The following is a 15,247-nucleotide window of genomic DNA, read 5'->3' as shown; positions in this document are numbered from 1 at the left end:
AGAAGGACGTTCTCAATGATTGATACTACGGATGCGAACTGTCGGCGCTCGGTCCGTTCAGCGCGCGGGTGATGCCTCGCGCGGCGGTGCGCAGGACGGGGACGACCGCGTTGGCTTGCCTGTTGTTCGGGACGATCGCCGAGAGGGCGGCCACGACGGTGCCGTCGTGGCTGATCGGCACGGCTGTCCCGGTCGCGTCGGGATGAAGGTGTCCGTTGGTGATGACGTAGCCGTCTCTGCGGATGCCGGCCAGCACGGTCCGCAGGCGCCCCGGTCGGGTGATCGTGTGGGTGGTGAACTGCTTCAGCGGTCCGGTCAGGACTCGTTCCTGCAGTTCGCCCGGCGCGAATGCGAGCAGCACCAGGCCGGACGAGGAAGCGTGCACCGGGAGCCGCCCGGCGATCTGGGTGAAGTTGATGACGCCGCCCCGCACCGAGAGCCGCTCGATGAACAGCACCTCGGTGCCGTCGAGCACACCGAGCTGCACGTGGTGCCCGACGATGTCGTGGACATCTTCCAGGAACGGCATCGCGGCTTCCCGCAGCGACAGCGTGGGCGATGCGCGCTGGGCCAGTTCCCACATCCTGATGCCGATCTGCACCCGGCCGTCGGGGGTTCTGACGAGCAGGCCGTGCTCGACCAGCTCGGCGACCAGCCGCGACGCCGTGGCGACGTGCAGCCCGGCGCGGCGCGCGATGTCCGTGATCGTCACCGCACGCTGCGCCGCGGTGAAGACATCGAAGATCCGCACGGCCCGCGCCAGAACCGACTCACCCGTGCTGACACGAGGCATTGCGCCAGTCTCGCACAGGGACGGGGAAGACGAAGGAAACCGGCGGCACCCCCTGCCGCGCCTCGTCCGAGCGAAAGCTGCGACATGCACGGCCTGGCGTTTGGGCACGGACCAGGCTTCAGCTTCGATGATCCCGTCCGGATCGTCGCAGCGACCGCAGGGAGATGATCGCGGTGACCGCAGGAAGCTCCACACCGGCGACTGCCGCGGTGACAGCGCTCGTCACCGACCTGGCCCGGCGGCTGGCGAGCGAAGGCCTGCCCGAGCACGCGGCCGACCTGCGCAACGCGCACCCGACCGCGCCGGTCACGCCGGCAGCACCGAGCGCCGCCCTGCCCGCCCTGCGCCACCTGCCGAAGGCCCTCCGCATCGCGCGGGCGAACGACGTGACCGGACTGGTGCAGGCGCTGACGTCCGCGCGGTGGACGCAGACCAGCACCTACGTGAGCAATCCACCCCACGAACACTTCCTGCCCGGCTACGCGCACTGCACCCTGCTGGGTTCCGCAGCCGCGCTACCCGTCGCCGTAGACCCCGCCGGCCTGCTCACGCTCGGCGTCCTGCTGCTCGGCCCCCACCTGCACTACCCGCCTCACTGGCATCCAGCCGACGAGGTCTACGTACCGCTCACCAGGGCCCGCTGGTCCACCGACGAATCCCCCTACGTCGCACGCGAACCCGGCACAGTCCTGCACCACACCCCCACCCGACCGCACGCCATCCACACCGACGCCATCCCCCTCCTGGCGCTCTACCTCTGGCGCGGCGACCTCCACACACCGGCCCGCCTCATCAACCCGGCTGAACCCCGGCATCAACGCTGAACGGGGTGCGATGACGCGAACGAGACGCTGATGGACGCGATGCCCGAGGACTCATCCCTCCCCTCCGCAGTGTGACAGCTCGTCGACCCCGTTCGGTAGCGCTGCTCAAGGAGGGACGTCGAGGTGGGTTTCCTGCACCGGAGCTGAGCGGACGCCAGGCCTGTTAATCCAGGCGAAATCGCACGTTGCTGACCTGTGCCGACGAGGGGACACTTGACCGTGGAAGATCCACACGGCTCAGCAACACGGCATGGGGAGGTGCGTCGCGTGGCGCCGGCCGATGGCGGTGGGTCGCGGCGTACCGTCATCCGGCGGAAGCTGGCGGCGCCGGTTCTCGGTGATCGTCTGGTCCGGCGGGAGCGGGTGACCGCCCGCGTCCGCGCGCTGCTCGAGCGGGCGAACGTGCTGACCGTGTATGCGGCAGCGGGGTCGGGCAAGACCACGGCCGTTGCCCTGGCGTTGCGGGACCTCGACCGGCCGGTGGCGTGGCTGTCGCTCGACGGTACGGAATCGGCTGCGGGACGCCTTCTGCTGTACCTCGAGGCGGCGGTCACGCCGCACGCCCCCGAGGCGAGTGGCGCGGCGACCGACGCGCTTGCCGCCGGGATCCTGGTCGGTGAGGCGGCGGGGCTGCTCGCCGAGAGCTTGCACGGCACCGGAATCGTGCTCGTCTGCGACAACGCCGAGCGGGTCTCCGGCAGTGACGAGGCGCTCGCCGTGCTGTCCGCACTCGCCCGGTACGCGCCCGCGGACGTCGGGGTCATCCTCATTTCCCGGACGGCCTTGCCGCTGGACACCGGGTCGACCGGAGAGCTGGGCCGGATCGCCGAGCTCACTGGTTCGGACCTCGCCTTCGATCTCGACGAGGCCGCGGAAGCGTTGCGCCTGGCCGGGCGATCGGCGTCGGACGCGGCTGAGGCCATTCGCGTCACCGGCGGGTGGGTGGCGGGAATCCTCTTCGCCGATGGGACCCTCGCCGACGCGCCGCACCGGCTTCGTGACTACCTCTCCACGCACGTCCTGTCCGGACTGTCCGAACAGGAGCGCCGGTTCCTGGTGTACACCAGCCTGCTGGACGAGGTGACCGTCGACGACGCGCTCGCGCTCCGGCTCGAAGACGCACCCCGGATCATGGCGGCGCTGCGCCACCGTCACCTTCCGGCGACCTGGCCCGACGACCGGACGTTGATCGTCAGCCCGCAACTGCGTGACCACCTGCGCGAACTCCTTGCGGAGCAGGAGCCCGGCGAGCTGAAGCGGGTCCGCCTGCGGCACGCCCGGCTGCTGGTTCGCCGCGGCGAGCAGGAGGAGGCCGTGCACGCGCTGCTCGGCGTCGGTGCGGTCGACGAGGCGTGGGTACTGGCGGCCGAACTGCTGCCGCGGCTGATCGAGCGGATGGACTTCGGGCCCGCGGCGCGGTGGCTCGACGAACTGCAGGCCTCCGAGCGTCCGCTCAGCCCTGCGATCGGCGGGATCGTGCTGCGCGTCGCCTTCGCCCTCGAACAGGCCGGGCGGGCGGTCGAGCTCTACGACCGGCACGGCCGGGGCTGGATCACCGAACTGGCGGCCGACGGCTCGGGGGAAGCCCTGGTCCTGCTGGTGTGGTGTTTGTGGCACGCGGGCCGCATCGCCGATGCCGGGCAAGTAGCCGAGGTGATGTCACCGGGGCGAGCCAGGGACATCGCCTTGACCGTGCTCGCACTGAGCCGCGACGAACCCCCTCCCCCGTTCCCAGCGTTCGCGACCACCCCGTCGGGACCGCTGGACGGGATGCTGATGCGGCTGGCCTTCATGCGCGGGCGGCTGGCCGGCCTGGACGACCCCGGAACACACGGCCCGTGGCGCAGCGTTCTCGGTGCGCCGTGGGTCATCGCCGGCCTCCGCGCGACGGGGCGGATCGAACAGGCGATGGCGCGCTACGAGGCGCACCGCGAAGCACCTCAGCCCCTGTGGCTGCACGCGCTGGACGCCGTGGAGCTCATGATCGACCTCGGGCGCGCCGAGGACGCGTGGCAGGCCCTGCAGCGCGGCCACGAACTCGTGGCGGCGACCGGATCCCAGATCTACCGGGTGCTGCTGCACCTGATGGAGGCGAAGTTGTGCCTGCGCCTTCATCACGATCCGGAAGCCGCGCATCGCGCGCTGGACGAGGCGGAGACGAGCGGCTCACACCGGCACGCGTTCACCCGCGAGCTGGCCTTGCTCTGGCGAGGGCTCGCGTTCCTGCTGCGCCACCGTGACACCGAGGCCAGCGACGTGCTGCAACGGAGTCTGCGGAGCATGCGCGCCGCAGACCGCATGCTCGAGATCCCGACTGTGGCGTGTTACCTGGCCGAAGTCCAGTGGCGGGTGGGCGCGGAGGATGCCTCCGACGAGTCGGCGGCACTGGCGATCGGTATCGCGGAGGAACGGGGTTCGGTGCATCTGCTGCTCAACGCACTGGCGGACGTACCGGCCGTGGCCGTACGCGGCGCGGACACCGAATCGGACCGGCTGTCGCACTGGCACGAGCTGACCGCGTCACTCGCGAACGGCCGCCGGATCACCGCGGCCGGCCGGGCGCCGAGGCTGGTGCTCGAGGATCTGGGTGAGCCGGAGCTGCGGGTGGACGGCTCGCCGGTGACGCCCCGGCTGCGCAAGAGCATCGAACTGCTCGCCTACCTGTTGGCCACCCCCGGTCACGAGGCGAGCCGTCAGGAACTGCTCGGGACGCTGTTCGACTCGAACAACGAAGCGGCCGGGCGCAGCTACTTGCGGCAGGCGCTGTATCGCCTGCGTGAGGTGGTGCCGGACGAACTGTCGCCCGTCGTGCGGGAAGACCGGTTCCGCCTCCCCGGTCCCGACTTGGTCAGCAGCAGCGCGGCCGAAGTCCTGGAGGCGTTCGCGCAGGCCGATCACCAGAACGGGGAAGCCCGGCTGGACACGTTGACCGCGGCGCTGGCCCGGACCGAGCGAGGCAGATACCTCGGCGACCTGTCCGGTGCGTGGGCGGACGCGCGCCGCGCCGAACTCGACGAGCGCATCGTCCGGGCCCGGCTGGACGTCGCCCGGGTCGCGTTCCGGCTCGGCCGGTATCGGGAGGCGGTCGCCAACGCGGACACAGTGCTGCGCCTCGATCCGTACCGCGAGCAGGCCTGGCTGCTGCGGATCACGCTCGCCCAAGCCAGCGGCAACGACGACGACGTGCTCGCGCTGTACCAACGTTATGTGGCGACCATGCGAGAGCTGGCCGTCCCGCCGTCGGCGGAGGTGCACCGCCTGGTCACCCGGCTGCGGAGCTGACGCACCGATTTCGCGGGCGATAACGGGCCCGGTGGCACGCTGGTTTCGGCCGACGTCACCCGCGTGCTCCCCTGGAGGTAGCAATGGACAGCGTGAAGCATCTTGCCGTTCCTGCTGATACGGAGAATGGGGTTTTCCGTTTCCGCCAGGCCATTTCCCGGTTCAGCACGGGGGTGGCCGTGATCACCACCCGCACCGCGGACGGGCCCGCCGGGATGACCGCGAGCGCGGTGGCCTCACTGTCGATGGACCCGCTGCAGCTGCTCGTGTGCATCGGCTCGAATCTTCCGACCTGCAAGGCGATCACCGAGTCCGGCAATTTCGCCGTCAACGTCCTCGGCGAAGACCACGAACACATCGCGAAGCACTTCGCGACCCGCCGCAAGGACAAATTCGCCGGCATGAAGCTGCGGACGGACAGTGACGTCCCGGTTCTGACCGACGCGATCGCGCACTTCGTCTGCTCCGTCGCGGATACCCTGCCGGGCGGCGACCACACGATCGTGGTGGGCGACGTGCTGAAGTGCGATCACGTCCCGGGCACGAACCCCCTGGTGTACTTCGCCAGCGCTTTCGGCAGTCTCGCCGGCCCGGCCACCCCCAGCGGGACGGCCGGGAGCTGGCACTTCGCGTCGGCGATGTGACCGCACGCCGAACGCGGTCGGCCGTCGTCGTCCGGACCCGGCTGCGGCCACCTCCCCCGCACCCGGACGACGTGCGCCGCGCGCGGCTGCTGGCCCGGCTGGACGCGGTCACCGAACCGGTGATCCTGGTGGCCGCGCCTCGCGGCGCCGGGAAAACCGTGCTGCTGGCCCAGTGGGTCGCCTCCCGGCGGTGCGCCTGGGTGAGCCTGAGCAGCCATGACGACACCCCGGCGGGCGTGTGGTCCGCGGTGCTCGAATCGGTACGGCCCTACTGCGCCGACGTCCCGGCTCCCCCGGCGGCACTGCTCGACGACGAGCCGACCCTGTTCACCGAGATCATCCCCGAGCTGCTCAACGCTCTGGCTTCGACCGGGTCCTTGGCGCTCGTGCTCGACGGGTTGGACGTCGTCGAGCACCCGGTGACCCGGGCCGCGCTGGACGAGTTCGTCCGCCGGGCTCCCGACACAGTCCGGGTCCTGCTGGCCACCGCGCGCCCGCCGAGTGGGCCGATCGCCTCGCTTCGCGCGGCCGGTCGCCTCGCCGAGTTCACCGAAGAGGACTTGCGGCTCGACCTGGCCGAGACCCGGCAACTGCTGTCGGCCACGGCCGGCCGCCCGGTCGACCGCGCGGAAGCGGCCGCGCTGGGGCACGGGTACGCGGGCTGGGCGACCGGTCTGCGACTGGCCGGCATGGCCCTGCGGAACCAGCCGCCTGGCGCTGCCCTGCCCCATCCCGTGCCCTCGGTCGAGGACTTCTTCCGCGCCGAGGTGCTCGAACGCGTCACCTCGCGCCAACGCCGGCTGCTGTTGTACAGCAGCGTGCTGACGGAGTTGACGCCCGAACGTTGTGCGGAAGTGACGGCGCTGCCCGCTGCCGGCGAGACGCTGAACGCGCTGGCCGAGTCCTCGCTGCTGCTGCGGCGCACCGGGGCGGGTCTGCGATGCCACCCGGTGCTGCGGCTCGTGCTGAGCTCCGTGCTGACGGCGGAACAACCCGATGCCGTCGCAGCTCTGCACGCCCGCGCGGCAACACGCCTAAGGCAGGAAGGCGATCCCGACGCCGCCTACGAGCACGCCCGAATGGCCGGGCTGCCCGACGTCGCCATCCGGACAGCACTCGAGACGTGGCCGGCGGCGCACCCGCGGACCCTGCTCGCACGCCTCGACGACGCGCCGACGATGCCCGCCGAGGCGCACGCGATTGCCGCGGCGGCGGAGCTGGCCTGCGGGCACCCCGCCCGCGCGGCGACCCGGCTCGCCGGGCCGGACGATGGCCCGGCGCTTGCCGTGCGGGCGTGGCTTGCCCTGCAACGCGGGGATCTGGCCACCGCGCAGTGCGCCGCCACGCGGGTGATCACCGCCCACCGGCCGGCGGGAGCCCGGCCCTGGTGGTTGCTCATGGCTCACGCCGCGCTCGGCACCGCCGGGGTGTGGGAGGGTCGGGCAGCCGGGGTCGTCGACCAGCTCGCCGTGACGGCTCGTGACGCGGACGGGCTCGGCTACCGGGATGTCTCGGTGCGGGCACTGGACGCGCGCACCGCCGGGTTGCTGCTCACCGGCGACACCACAGCCGCGCTCGCCTCGGCCACGCAAGCGGCCGCTCTGCACGAACTCGATCCGACGCGGTGTGCGGCTCCCGTCGTCGCGGTGGCGTGCCTGGCGGCCGCGGACCGCGGCAGGACTGCGCCCCCTACGGCGGCTTTGGTACCCACCGCTCCCCATGCGGAGGCCTTCTCGGCTCTCCTCCACGCGCACTCGACGTCCACTTCCGGGGACGCTCGGCACCGGCGGCGAGCCCACGCACAGGCGCGCGCCGCGCTCGCCGGCCTCCGGTACGGCCCAGTGCTGGCCGCCTTGTTCGAGGAGCAATGGCCTTGCGGGGTCCCGGATCTCCGCCCGGCCGTGCTGTCCGATCGGGAACGCGCCGTGCTGCGTGCCCTGTCCGGGCCGCTGACGCTGCGCGAGATCGCCGCCGAACTGCACGTCTCGCACAACACCGTGAAAACCCATGTCCGGTCGGTGTTCCGCAAGCTGGGTGCCCACGATCGCGCCGATGCCGTCAGCCGGGGAGCCGCAGCCGGTTCGGCCACCGGTCACGCCACGCCCACCGGCGGGGCGTGACCGGCGCCGGCCTCACCGAGCCGATGACAGCGCGGCTCACTCCCCGGCTTGGTGGCGGCCCGAAACGGCCGGGTGGTGGGCACCGGCCGTCCCGAGCCGCGGTCTGGCGGTCAGTGGGCGCGCGCGTCCTGCCGGCGGGCGTAGCCGGCTTGCCCGGCGTACTCCGTCCTCCCGTCGTCCTTCGGGGTTGCCGGCTCGATCCCGGCGATCTTCCGCGCGAGGTCGGTCAAGGGGCCCGACGGTGCCATCTCGGCGCGGTTCATGGTCAGCATGCGCACCGCCAGCAACGGGGTTCCGTTGAAGTTCTCGAACACGCTGATCCGATCGCCCCAGTCCGACAGGTACAGGTCTCGGATCACCCGGCTGATCTTGAGCCGGTCGTGCGGCCGCCCGATCGGACCCGTCTGCAACGGCTCGAGCCACCGGCGCAGCTCCGGCTGGTTCCACTGCTTCTCGGTGGGAAAGATCAGTGATGCGCGTCCCGCCAGATCGACCAGTTCGTTGACCATCCGGGGCACGTTCTCCAGGTAGTAGGCCCGGCCGAAGTCGAAGAGCAGCACACTCGGCTTGTACAGCCCGCCCGGTGTGGTGAACCCGTCTTCCTCACAGGCCAGCACGTGGGCGCGCAGCGTTTGGTGGAAGCCCACGAGCTGAGCCAGCCGAGCCTGAACCGGCGGCAGCTGATAGGTCCCCACGTGCTCGGTGATCAGCAGGGCCAGGCCGACCATCACCTCGGCGCGGATGGTCTGGCGCACGAGCGCCTGGTAGTGCAGCCAGTCGAACACTCGCTGCGGGTAGAACGAAGCGTGCTTCGGGTTGCCGATGTGAAAGACCTGGTTCCACGGGATGAACACGTCGTCGAAGAGGATCGTCGTGTCCAGCTCGTCGCCCTTGGCGGCCAGCGGGTGCTCTTCGTACTGCCCTTCCTTCACGGTGCTTTCCCGGCAGACCAGGGTGACGCCGGGAGTGTTCGCCCGGACCGCGCCGAAGATGACCTGTTCGCTGGTGATCCCCGGCCGGAAGAACACCCCGATGTGGATGAAGTCGGCGAACGCCGCACCCGTCGCGATGGCCTTCACACCGCGCACGACGATGCCGTCCTCACGGGTCTCCACGATCCGCAGCGCCGGCGACTCGGCCTGGGCCGACTCACGCGACCGGTCCGTCTGCGGGTCGACGAACGCCGGAACGGCGTTGAGATCGCCCTCGACCATCAGGTCCCAGAACTCCTGGATTCCCACCGTCAGGTCACGCCCGCCGGTGCCCTGCGACTGCTCACTCCACGGCACAGGATCGTCCTTGTAGGTGTGCAGCACGTAGTTGTTGACGTCCGGCGTCCTCGGCACGGCGCCGCCGTCGAGCTCGCGGATCACCGTCTCCAGATAACGGCGCTTGCGCTTCAGCTCGTCCTTCGTCGTGTGACGGAACCAGGTCATCGAACGACGCTCACCGTCGTCGTCGACGAAGGTCATGACATCGCGCAGGTCGTCGCGGTGGTGCAGGTCGTAGAAGTCCGCGATGCGCTTCGCGTAGTCCCGCGTCTTCGGATGGGTGGCCACGTTGTCGACCTTTTCGTCCCCGACCCACACCACCCGGCCGTCGTCCAGTGCGTCCAGGTATTCCTTGCCGGTTCGCAGCACAGATCGCTCCTTCCGCTCGGTGGCGCGTCTCGATGCGCCGGTATCCACCGTGCAGCGGAAGGGGGTGAGACAACCCTGAGCTCGCGGGGTGAATCCGAGGTAACACCGGATTTCGCCGCGGCTAACGCACGTCCGGCTACCTTTCCAGCACAAGTGCGAGGAGGAAAAAATGCTGGACCCGGACGAAAAAAGCATTACCGAAGCGGTGCTGCAGACACTGGCGGACACGCCCGACGCGCGAATCCGCACAGTGCTGTCCAGCCTGGTGCGGCATCTGCACGACTTCGTCCGCGACGTCGACCTCACCGAGGCCGAATGGGCGTATGCGGTCGGCTTCCTGACCCGGACCGGACAGAAATCCGACGACCGGCGACAGGAGTTCATCCTGCTCTCCGACGTGCTCGGGGTGACCATGCTCGTCGACACGGTCAACCACCGACGGAGCACCGGCACGACCGAAAACAGCGTCCAGGGCCCCTTCTACCGCCAGGTACGGCCCGAGTTCGCCGACGGCGCCGACATCTCCAACGGGCTGCCCGGCACGCCACTGCTGTTCCACGCCACCGTGGTCGACACCACCGGCGCCCCGGTGCCCGGGGCCGAATTCGACGTGTGGCACGCCGACAGCCACGGCCACTACGACTCCGACGTGCCCGGCCTGGACGCCGCCGCGATGCGCGGCCTGTTCCGCACCGGCCCGGACGGGACGGTCACGATCCGCAGCATCGCGCCGGCCCCCTACCCGATTCCGGACGACGGGCCGGTCGGCGAGCTGATGCACGCCACCGGGCGGCCGGTCATGCGTCCCGGGCACATCCACGTCCGGATCGCGGCACCGGGCTTCTCGACCGTGACGACGATGCTGTTCCGCGACGACGACCCGTACCTCACCGACGACCCGGTGTTCGGCACCAAGCAGTCGCTGCTGTACCGGCGGGACCTCCGAGAGGGACCGGACGGGCCGTACGATCTCGTCGAGCGCACCTTCGTGCTGGACCAACCGCGCTGAGACCCTCGGGTGAGAACACGGGTGGGTCAGCGGAACCGGAGCGCGCGGGCGGCATCGGCGGCGTCCGCGAGACTCGCTTTGTTCTTGATCATCCTGCGCAGCCGCAGGAAGGCCTTCGGGGAGTTGACCGACAGGACGCCGGTGAGTGTGCCGCTCTCGCCGGTGAGGACGAGGAACTCGGGTTGCGGGCCGTCGAGGTCGACGACCGGCACTCGCTCCCGGCCCGGCCGTCCGGCGAACTGGATCGACGTGTCGTACTGGTCGGACCAGAAGTACGGGACCGAGGCGAACGGTTTCCGGTCCTCGGGCGCCGCGAGCAGGTTCCGGGCCGCCGCGGCCCCCTGCTCGGTCGCGTTGGACCAGTGCTCGACCCGCATGCGCGTGCCGAAGAGCGGGTTGTCCCAGCGCGCGAGGTCGCCGGCGGCGTAGACGCCCGGCGGCCCGGCGGCCAGGTACGCGTCGCACGCGACACCGTCGGTCGCGTCGAGGCCGCTGCCGGCGAGCCAGTCCGTGGCCGGCGTCGCACCGATCCCGACCAGAACCGCGTCGGCGTCGAGGACGGTGCCGTCGCTGAGCTCGACGCCCCCGACCCGAGCGGCGCCGAGAACCCGGCTGATCGTCTGCCCCAGGCGGAACTTCACGCCGTGCGCGCGGTGCAGGTCCGCCAGCGCGGTACCGATCCGGTCGCCGAGCGCGGCCTGCATCGGGACGGGCCAAGGCTCGACCACGGTGACGTCCGCGCCCAGGGCCCGGGCGGCCGCCGCCACCTCCATGCCGATGAACCCCGCGCCCGCCACGACCAGGTGGCCACCGCCGAGCAGAGTCCGCCGCAGGGCCCGGCTGTCCTCGTCGGTCCGCAACGTGTGCAGCCCCGGCCGCGCCACCTCGCCGCGCAGTGATCGGGCCGCGCAGCCGGTCGCGAGGATCAGCCCGTCGTAGGGCAGGTCGAGGCCGGCGTCGGTCGTCACGATCCCGCGCGACACATCAAGTGCGGTCGCGTGCACCCCGAGGTGCACGTCGGCCTGTAACGCTGCGAGCTCTTCGCTGCTGCGCAACGCCGCACGGTCCAGCGGCCACTCGCCGGTGAGGACCTGTTTGGACAGTGGCGGCCGGTCGTAGGGCGCTCGCCGCTCGGCGCTCACCAGCGTCAGCGAGCCGTCGTACCCGGCCGCACGCAGCTCCTCCGCGGCGTGCAGGCCGGCCAGCGAGCCGCCCACGATCACGACGCGGCGCGGTGTCGGCGAGCGGTCGGTCATGGTCTCTCCCGTCTTCGGTGGGTGGGGAACGCCGACGGCGGTGCGCGCCGGAACCGGACGCGCACCGCCGTCGGCGGCGTGGAGAGTCAGGACTGCTCGATGCCGATCTCCCGCACCGCGGCCGCGACCGCTTCACGGACCGCGGCCCGCGTTTCGGCCGGATCGAGCGCAGCGACCGAAGTGGACAGTGGCGCCGAGGCGTCGACGACCGCGTCGGTCACCGCCGGCAGGGCCTCATTCATCCAACCCGAGATCAGCCCGAAGTTGTCCGCCGCGCCTTCGATCGCCGTGCGGGCGAGCGCGACGGACCAGCGGACGCTGCGCTCCGAGTCCTGCTGCAGGTGGCGGTGCATCATGGCCGTGAGCCCGTCGCCGTGCGCTTCGGCGGCTTCGGCGAGCCGCACGTTGAACACGGCGTCGACCGCCGGCTTGACCACGAAGTTCAGCGACACGAACGCCTTGCCCCAGTCCTTTTCCACCAGCTGCAGCTCGAGCACCTTGCGCAGCGGTTGCCAGGACGCTTCACGCTCCCAGCGGACCCGGTCGTCGCCGAACCCGAGCTCGGGGTGGTGGAGTTGCAGCTGCCTGGTCTGGTAGGCGATGCGCTGGATGCGGCGCAGCTCGTCCCCGCCCTGGAACGCGACCGCGTTGCTGATGTAGCTCGACGGCGCCATCGACATCACGTACGTCGCCGCCATGAGCAGGGCGTGGCCGGCATAGCGGAAGGGGGTGTACCCGGACCGCAGAGCGCCCAGCCACGGTTGCGGCAGCGTCGCGTAGGCCGCGCGGTCCTCGTGGTCGTCGATGAGGCCGTCGACGTAGTTCTCCGCCTCGTCCTGCATCTTCACGTAGGTGCGGTACACCAGCATGTCCGGATCGCGGAAGCGGTTCCAGTCCGGGCAGGTGAAGGGCGAGTCGTTGCGGTTCTCGATGTACCACCGGTTCCACACGTGGTCCGGCGCCATCTCCCACGGCGGCTGGCCCGGCTTGTAGTGCCAGTGCAGGTCGTGCGACACGAACTCGTACTCGGTCGGCACCTTGCGATCCGTGTACCGGCTCCACGTCCGGCGGCGCCGGGTTCCCGGCGTCACGTCACTCGTCATCGTGCTCCTCCTTCGATCGGAGCCGGGCGTCCGGCGCTCTGCCCGGTGCGCCAGACGATCTCGTCGGTGGTCGTGGTGATGTGGCCGGCGAAGAACGCCATGTGCGGCTCGACGTCCCCGATCCGCAGCGGCCGGCCGGCGAGCTCGCTGAGGGTCCGGCGGGTCAGCCGGCAGATGCCGGGCGTGTGGATGCGGATGAACGATCCCTGGTCCCGGACCAGCACCTCGGCTCCGGGGTTGTCCTGGGCGATGGCGTCGGCAACCAGCTCCGCCATCTCCCCGGCCTGCATGATCGGCCCGACCAGCGCCGCACCTTCGGGTGGCGCGGGATCGCGGGTCGCGTCGGTCTGGGTCATCGGTGACACACCTTTCCTGGGTCGGCGGCCGGCACCCGGACGAAGACCTCGCCGGCCCGGATCTCCACCGGGTACTCCCTGAGCCTGGTGTTCGCCGGGTTGATGCCCGCGCCGTCGGTGGCGTCAAACTCCCACAGGTGGGCGGGGCAGGTGATCACGCCGGCGTCGAAATCGGCGTCTTCGAGCGTGTTCTCCTGGTGCGGGCACATTCCTTGGTAAGCGCGAATTCGTCCGTCCACATTGACCAGCAGGACGGGGGTGCCTCCGGGCAGCTGCCAGTACGACATCTCCCCCGCCCAGAGGTCTTCTTCGGCGCCCGTCGAATGCCAGCTCTCGGCCGGCTTCTCGTGTTCGGTCATCGGATCACGAGTCGGCGTAGGAGACGATGACCTCGTCCATCGGTTGCACGCCCGCTTCGGCCGCCGACCTGGTGGGCTCCAGGAACCGGCCCGCGTGCTCGACGCGCAGGGCGCGGTCGAGCACCGGTACCCGCCGGCCGACCGAATGAGCGGCGCACGCCTGCGCCACCTGCTCGATGGTGTCGGTGTCCTCGATCAGGACCAGGTTGTACAGGAAGTCGCCACGGAAGTGCGCGACCACCGGCATGGGTGAACCCATCGGGTGTTCTCCTCCTCGGTCAGGCCGTGCGGGCCCAGGCGTAGTCCAGTGCGTCCTTGCCGGCCACGCCGGGGGTGATGCCCATGTACGCGAGCGCTCCGTCGAGATCGGGCGGCTGGATGTGCCCGGCGACGAACCGGTCGATCAGCGAGAGGTGACCCCGGTACTTCGCGGGTTCCTTTTCGAAGATCCACTGGCAGGGCTCGGAGCAGAACCGGTACCGGCGCCCGTCCAGCTGCACGGTCCGCAGCGGGGCGGCGTGGGCGTTCCACACGGTCATCGGGAGGTGGCACATGTTGCAGGTGACCGGCAACGTCGACGGCAGGGTCAGGTCCTCGCGCCCGGCCCTCGCGTTCTCGGTGATGACGTCCCACTTGGGGCCCCAGGTCTCCTCCCACTTGGGGTACTTCACCGCGAGCCACTCCCGTTCCTGCGGGGACACCCCGGCGGCCGGGTCCCACCACAGCGTCGGCCGGTAGGTCCACGAGCCCAGGTGCATCGAGTGGTGGAAGTTGTCGACCTCGTCGAGCAGCTGGTCCCAGTACCACGGCAGCTTGAGTCCCGAGTCCAGCATGTACTTGCTGAACTGGTCGAGCACCATCTCCTCCATGAACTCCTTGAAGGAGTGCACGCGGTGTTCCAGCGGCATGTAGTAGTCCATGGGCATGCCGGTCAGCAGCGTGAAGACCTTCCAGGTCCGCCACACCGACTTGTCCACGACGTACTGGGCGTGATCGGGATCGTGTTTGCGCAGCACCTCGATCACGGCCGCGCCCTGCTGTGAGTGCCGCGCCTCATCGGTCTGGATGGACTGCAGCAAGGAGGAGAACTCGATGTCGCCCGCTTTGAGCGCGTCCGAGGCCATGCCCAGGAACTGGAGGTTGGTGAACGCGGTCTCGAACACGAACGTCTCCGCGATCGCCGCGTCGACCGCGCTGCCGGCCAGGAACAGGTCGCTGAACATCGACCGCGCGGCGATCGTCCCCCACTCGTTGGTGTGGTACATCTTCTGCGCCCAGTCGAACTGCTCGTCCAGCTTCACATACGAGTGCGGGAAGAACAGCTGGAGCTGGCCGTGGCGGATCTCGTCGAGCATGCCGAGCGTGGCGACGGTGCGCCACGAGGCCGACGGCGCGAAGCGCGCGAGCTTCGCCTCGGACAGCCCGGCGAAGTACTCCGCGACGGAGGCGACGCCGTAGTGCTCCTTGATGATCGCGCGCCAGCGGGGGTCGGCGCCCTCGACGTAACGAGCACGCCCCACCGCGGTCTTGACGCCGTAGAGTCCCTCGTCCTTCTGCCGCTGAATGTCGACGTACTCCCGGTAGGAGACCTTGTACGGCTCGTCCCACTCTTCCCAGGCCTCGCTCGGCAGCGCGGACTCGTCGGTGGCGAACTCCGGGAAGAGCTCGTCGCGGGTCACGTACTCGGGTGTCCAGTCCAGCCGGCGACCGAGATCGAACCAGTCCTCGCGCTTGAGGTGTGGCATGCGTTCTCCTTTGAACTCACTTCGTGCTGCTGTGAACCAGGATGTGCGCGGGCGGCCGCCGGACCAAGGTCGAATCCGGTCACAATGATCCCGACGGCGTCGCTCCGGGATCTGTC

General features: G+C 70.3%; 13 protein-coding genes. 5 read left to right on the top strand and 8 right to left on the bottom strand.

The window, feature by feature from the left end; all coding sequences use genetic code 11:
- Positions 1 to 25 precede the first annotated feature (25 nt).
- Entirely contained in the window at positions 26 to 793 is a 768-nt protein-coding gene (locus tag ACFY1H_RS41240; RefSeq protein WP_386955655.1) for an IclR family transcriptional regulator, read from the bottom strand.
- Positions 794 to 966: 173 nt separating this feature from the next.
- On the opposite strand from ACFY1H_RS41240, the gene ACFY1H_RS41235 reads away from it, so the two are divergent.
- From ACFY1H_RS41235 to ACFY1H_RS41220, 4 genes are all read left to right on the top strand, one after another.
- Entirely contained in the window at positions 967 to 1,617 is a 651-nt protein-coding gene (locus ACFY1H_RS41235; protein WP_386955654.1) for a dimethylsulfonioproprionate lyase family protein, read from the top strand.
- Positions 1,618 to 1,884: 267 nt separating this feature from the next.
- Positions 1,885 to 4,899, top strand: coding sequence for a BTAD domain-containing putative transcriptional regulator (locus ACFY1H_RS41230; protein ID WP_386955653.1), 3,015 nt, complete (start codon positions 1,885 to 1,887; stop codon positions 4,897 to 4,899).
- Between the two features lie 83 nt (positions 4,900 to 4,982).
- Positions 4,983 to 5,543, top strand: coding sequence for a flavin reductase family protein (locus ACFY1H_RS41225; protein ID WP_386955652.1), 561 nt, complete (start codon positions 4,983 to 4,985; stop codon positions 5,541 to 5,543).
- Positions 5,540 to 7,663, top strand: coding sequence for a LuxR C-terminal-related transcriptional regulator (locus ACFY1H_RS41220; RefSeq protein ID WP_386955651.1), 2,124 nt, complete (start codon positions 5,540 to 5,542; stop codon positions 7,661 to 7,663). The genes ACFY1H_RS41225 and ACFY1H_RS41220 overlap by 4 nt, the downstream gene beginning before the upstream one ends.
- 110 nt (positions 7,664 to 7,773) lie before the next feature.
- Here ACFY1H_RS41220 and ACFY1H_RS41215 read toward each other — a convergent pair whose 3' ends face one another.
- Complete coding sequence (locus ACFY1H_RS41215) at positions 7,774 to 9,303, bottom strand: 4-hydroxyphenylacetate 3-hydroxylase family protein (protein ID WP_386955650.1); 1,530 nt, start codon at positions 9,301 to 9,303, stop codon at positions 7,774 to 7,776.
- 169 nt (positions 9,304 to 9,472) lie between these two features.
- Between ACFY1H_RS41215 and ACFY1H_RS41210 the strand changes: the two genes are divergently transcribed.
- A complete protein-coding gene (locus ACFY1H_RS41210) occupies positions 9,473 to 10,312 on the top strand; it encodes a dioxygenase (protein ID WP_386955649.1) in 840 nt (279 codons plus the stop codon).
- Positions 10,313 to 10,338: 26 nt separating this feature from the next.
- Here the strand turns inward: ACFY1H_RS41210 and ACFY1H_RS41205 are convergent, their stop codons facing one another.
- The 6 genes from ACFY1H_RS41205 to ACFY1H_RS41180 form a co-directional block, all read right to left on the bottom strand.
- Positions 10,339 to 11,568: an NAD(P)/FAD-dependent oxidoreductase gene (locus ACFY1H_RS41205; RefSeq protein ID WP_386955648.1), complete on the bottom strand. Its 1,230-nt coding sequence runs from the start codon at positions 11,566 to 11,568 to the stop codon at positions 10,339 to 10,341.
- Positions 11,569 to 11,654: 86 nt separating this feature from the next.
- Positions 11,655 to 12,671, bottom strand: a complete 1,017-nt coding sequence (locus ACFY1H_RS41200) for a hypothetical protein (RefSeq protein ID WP_386955647.1) — start codon at positions 12,669 to 12,671, stop codon at positions 11,655 to 11,657.
- On the bottom strand, positions 12,668 to 13,027 hold the full coding sequence (locus ACFY1H_RS41195) for an MmoB/DmpM family protein (RefSeq protein WP_386955646.1): 360 nt from the start codon (positions 13,025 to 13,027) through the stop codon (positions 12,668 to 12,670). The genes ACFY1H_RS41200 and ACFY1H_RS41195 overlap by 4 nt, the downstream gene beginning before the upstream one ends.
- Positions 13,024 to 13,386, bottom strand: coding sequence for a Rieske 2Fe-2S domain-containing protein (locus ACFY1H_RS41190; protein WP_386955645.1), 363 nt, complete (start codon positions 13,384 to 13,386; stop codon positions 13,024 to 13,026). The genes ACFY1H_RS41195 and ACFY1H_RS41190 overlap by 4 nt, the downstream gene beginning before the upstream one ends.
- Positions 13,387 to 13,390: 4 nt before the next feature.
- Complete coding sequence (locus tag ACFY1H_RS41185) at positions 13,391 to 13,645, bottom strand: toluene-4-monooxygenase system B family protein (protein ID WP_366581853.1); 255 nt, start codon at positions 13,643 to 13,645, stop codon at positions 13,391 to 13,393.
- 19 nt (positions 13,646 to 13,664) lie between these two features.
- Positions 13,665 to 15,131 carry a YHS domain-containing protein gene (locus tag ACFY1H_RS41180; RefSeq protein ID WP_366581852.1) on the bottom strand — a complete coding sequence of 489 codons (1,467 nt, stop codon included), beginning with the start codon at positions 15,129 to 15,131 and terminating at the stop codon, positions 13,665 to 13,667.
- Positions 15,132 to 15,247 lie beyond the last annotated feature (116 nt).

Origin of the sequence: Amycolatopsis sp. NPDC001319, assembly GCF_042896185.1 — a bacterium.
Lineage (GTDB): Bacteria > Actinomycetota > Actinomycetes > Mycobacteriales > Pseudonocardiaceae > Amycolatopsis.
The sequence above is the reverse complement of the archived record's forward strand: the minus strand, read 5'-3'. Positions and strand labels throughout refer to the sequence as shown.

Bases quoted from the DNA above. Each gene is read 5' to 3' on its own strand.
- ACFY1H_RS41240 (WP_386955655.1), bottom strand. From the start codon at position 793: ATGCCTCGTGTCAGCACGGGTGAGTCGGTTCTGGCGCGGGCCGTGCGG.
- ACFY1H_RS41225 (WP_386955652.1), top strand. From the start codon at position 4,983: ATGGACAGCGTGAAGCATCTTGCCGTTCCTGCTGATACGGAGAATGGG.
- ACFY1H_RS41210 (WP_386955649.1), top strand. From the start codon at position 9,473: ATGCTGGACCCGGACGAAAAAAGCATTACCGAAGCGGTGCTGCAGACA.
- ACFY1H_RS41205 (WP_386955648.1), bottom strand. From the start codon at position 11,568: ATGACCGACCGCTCGCCGACACCGCGCCGCGTCGTGATCGTGGGCGGC.
- ACFY1H_RS41200 (WP_386955647.1), bottom strand. From the start codon at position 12,671: ATGACGAGTGACGTGACGCCGGGAACCCGGCGCCGCCGGACGTGGAGC.
- ACFY1H_RS41195 (WP_386955646.1), bottom strand. From the start codon at position 13,027: ATGACCCAGACCGACGCGACCCGCGATCCCGCGCCACCCGAAGGTGCG.
- ACFY1H_RS41190 (WP_386955645.1), bottom strand. From the start codon at position 13,386: ATGACCGAACACGAGAAGCCGGCCGAGAGCTGGCATTCGACGGGCGCC.
- ACFY1H_RS41185 (WP_366581853.1), bottom strand. From the start codon at position 13,645: ATGGGTTCACCCATGCCGGTGGTCGCGCACTTCCGTGGCGACTTCCTG.
- ACFY1H_RS41180 (WP_366581852.1), bottom strand. From the start codon at position 15,131: ATGCCACACCTCAAGCGCGAGGACTGGTTCGATCTCGGTCGCCGGCTG.